Source organism: Sandaracinobacter sp. (assembly GCF_041909755.1).
In the GTDB taxonomy this organism is placed as follows: domain Bacteria; phylum Pseudomonadota; class Alphaproteobacteria; order Sphingomonadales; family Sphingomonadaceae; genus Sandaracinobacteroides.
Genome location: NZ_JAYRCW010000152.1, coordinates 1 through 3029, shown reverse-complemented (window position 1 = coordinate 3029; position 3029 = coordinate 1). Strand labels below are relative to the sequence as shown.

The following is a 3029-nucleotide window of genomic DNA, read 5'->3' as shown; positions in this document are numbered from 1 at the left end:
GATCATGTGCGGCGTGGTGGGCGCGCTTTCCGCCTTCTATCACGATTCCACCGACATCGACGATCCGAAGCAGCGCATGATCGCCAGCAACCGGCTGATCGCGAAGATGCCGACGATTGCGGCGATGGCCTATAAATATTCCGTCGGCCAGCCCTTCATGTATCCCGACAACTCGTTGAGCTACACGGGCAATTTCCTGAAGATGACGTTCGGCGTTCCGGCCGAGGACTATGTGGTCGATCCCGTCATCGAAAAGGCGATGGACCGCATCTTCATCCTGCACGCCGATCATGAGCAGAACGCCTCCACCTCCACGGTGCGGCTGGCGGGGTCTTCGGGCGCGAACCCGTTTGCCTGCATCGCGGCGGGCATCGCCTGCCTGTGGGGCCCGGCGCATGGCGGCGCGAACGAAGCGGCGCTGAACATGCTGCGTGAAATCGGCCGGCCGGAGCGGATTCCGGAGTTCATCGCCCGTGCGAAGGACAAGGACGATCCCTTCCGCCTGATGGGCTTCGGCCACCGCGTGTACAAGAATTATGATCCGCGCGCGAAGGTGATGCAGCAGACCGCGAACGAAGTGCTGGCGAAGCTGGGCGTGACCGACCCGGTGTTCGACGTGGCGCGCGAGCTGGAGCAGATCGCGCTGAAGGACGAATATTTCGTCTCGAAGAAACTGTATCCGAACGTCGATTTCTATTCGGGCATCATCCTGTCGGCCATCGGCTTCCCGACCAGCATGTTCACCGTGCTGTTCGCGCTGGCCCGCACCGTGGGTTGGGTGGCGCAGTGGAACGAAATGATCGGCGACCCCGAACAGAAGATCGGCCGCCCCCGGCAGCTCTACACCGGCTCGCCGCAGCGGGATTATGTGCCGATCGCCAGGCGCTGAGGCCGGCCGGGGCAGGCGCACGCCCTGCCCGCCTCTCTGGACTCCTGCCATGATCCATGCCCAAACTGCCGCGCAGGGAGGGCATCGTCATGATCATTTCGCGCCGTGCGATCATCGGGTCTGGCCTCGTGATTGCGGGGGCCTCGCTGGCTGACAGTCTGGCCGCTGCCACCAGGCTGCTCGAAACCTCGTTCCAGACGATCGGTCCATTCTATCCGGTGCAGCGACCGCTGGATCAGGATGCGGACCTGTCGCAGCTCGCTTCGTCAGCCTCCCCCGCCCGGGGCGAACGGATCGAAGTGACGGGCCGAGTTCTGGGGCCTGACGGGCGCCCGGTGCCGAACGCGACGCTCGACATCTGGCAAGCCAACGCCGCAGGCCGTTATGCCCACCCCGGAGACAGCAACCCCGCGCCGCTCGACCCCGGCTTCCAGGGATCGGCGGTGATCAGAGCCGACGCCGAGGGGCGCTATCGCTTTCGCACGGTGAAGCCGGGGAAATATCCCGGCCGAACCCCGCACATCCACTTCGACGTGACCGGCGGCCCCCAGCGGCTGATGACGCAGATGTATTTTCCGGGGGAGGAGGGAAACGCCGCGGACGTGCTGCTGTCACGCATTCCGGAACCCTATCGGGGCGTCATGATCGCCGGTCAGGTGGCAGGCGCAGCGACGCCGGCCTATGCATGGGACATCGTTCTGGCCGTTGCCTGAGGGCGCACGCCTCCTTTGACAGGGATCATGGCGGCGCGCCGGCAGGTGGGCCAGTCCTTCTCCGCTTGTGAAGGAGAAGGCCATGCTGAAGCCTGCCATTCTGACCGCCCTTCTGATGTCGTCGGTTCCCGCCAGCGCGTTCACGACATTGGAAATCGCGCTGGCGAACCGCGCGGCTTCCTTCGTTTGGGATTTCCTGAGCGCGGCGAGCAGCAATGCCGTTGCCGTGGCCAACCCTGTCGCCGTTTCCCACAGCCAGGGGCTGCGGACCGCCGGCTTCGCGGACGACGGATTCTTCTGGGCCGAAGTGAAGGGCGTGATGGAATCCGGCGTCGGCGTGCCACCCAAGGGCGACGCCCGGCAGCCCTTCCGCGCCTATGCCGAGTACAATTTCTTCTCGGACAACATCCACATCCACGAAAATGCCGCACCGATCCTGACCAGCCCGGACGGCATTTCCGGCAAGGCGAACGAAAACACCCGCATCAAGGGCGTCCTGGGCGTGCTGAAAGAAGCAATCGGCATCAAGCCCGACCCGCTGAGCGCGGCGGCAGGTGCGGACGGGCCGGCAATGGGCGAGATCTTCGTGCCCATCAGCCTTGGAAGCGACCTGGGGCCGCGAACCGGGTTCAGCTTCTCGGTCTCCGTGGTGAGCGAGGGCGGCTCGTGGCTGATTGCCCAGGGCTCGGGCAAGGGCAATGGCAAGGCGACCCTGCTGCTGCCGACGCTTGCCGCCGTCGATCCTGAACTGGCAGCGCTGGTTGTGGCCGATTTCGAGGACCGCATCCTTGCTGGCAAGGGCGGCAGCGTTTCCTTCACGCTGGGCGACGGCCTGCTGCCGACAGGCGATTCTGGTGTGGCGGGCATCCCGCTGCTGGTGCCGCTGGACACGCCCTTCTGGTATGAAACGGAACTCCTCACCTACAATTCAGGGGCGATTCCAGAGCCTGACATCTGGATGCTGATGATTGCGGGCTTCGGCCTGACCGGGCTTTGCCTTCGCAGGCGCAAGGCCGCGCGTCGCGTCGATTGTGCAGCGGAACCGGCTCACTGAGCCGGTTCGTCGCCAAGGTCTGATCCCTACCGCCCGGACCAGCAGCTGTTGTAGCCGGCCGAATAAGCCTGTTCGCTGCGGCTGCCGTAGCTGCCGGCGTGGCGGTCATAATCGCGGCTCATCCCGCGTGACCGGTCCTGCCGGCCTGCATCGCAGCCCTTGTTCCAGTTCGACTGATAGTCAGACGAACCGGAACCGGACTTGTTCTTGCTGGCCGCCGCTGCAATCGCCGCCGCCCCAAGGATTGCGCCGATCGCAATTGCCGCCTTGGCGCCATCGTTGGACTCATGCCGACCATCGCCATGGTAATAGTTGTTGTCGCCATGCCAGTTGGACCCGGAATAGCCGGTCTGGAATTGGGCGCGGCATCCAC

4 protein-coding genes are annotated in these 3029 nt (G+C 64.8%); 3 read left to right on the top strand and 1 reads right to left on the bottom strand.

What is annotated here, in order from left to right:
* The 3 genes from ACE3O8_RS13275 to ACE3O8_RS13265 all read left to right on the top strand — a co-directional run.
* A partial coding sequence (locus ACE3O8_RS13275) for a citrate synthase (protein WP_374390497.1) occupies positions 1-889 on the top strand: 889 nt, incomplete at its 5' end.
* Positions 890-978: 89 nt separating this feature from the next.
* Complete coding sequence (locus ACE3O8_RS13270) at positions 979-1602, top strand: hypothetical protein (protein ID WP_374390495.1); 624 nt, start codon at positions 979-981, stop codon at positions 1600-1602.
* An 82-nt stretch (positions 1603-1684) separates the two neighbouring features.
* Complete coding sequence (locus ACE3O8_RS13265) at positions 1685-2656, top strand: PEPxxWA-CTERM sorting domain-containing protein (protein ID WP_374390493.1); 972 nt, start codon at positions 1685-1687, stop codon at positions 2654-2656.
* Positions 2657-2682: 26 nt separating this feature from the next.
* On the opposite strand, the gene ACE3O8_RS13260 is transcribed toward ACE3O8_RS13265, so the two are convergent.
* On the bottom strand, positions 2683-3029 hold a 347-nt coding region (locus ACE3O8_RS13260; RefSeq protein WP_374390491.1), incomplete at its 5' end, for a hypothetical protein.

Excerpts from the sequence above, each read along its gene's own strand:
- ACE3O8_RS13270 (WP_374390495.1), top strand. The coding sequence starts at position 979 with ATGATCATTTCGCGCCGTGCGATCATCGGGTCTGGCCTCGTGATTGCG.
- ACE3O8_RS13265 (WP_374390493.1), top strand. The coding sequence starts at position 1,685 with ATGCTGAAGCCTGCCATTCTGACCGCCCTTCTGATGTCGTCGGTTCCC.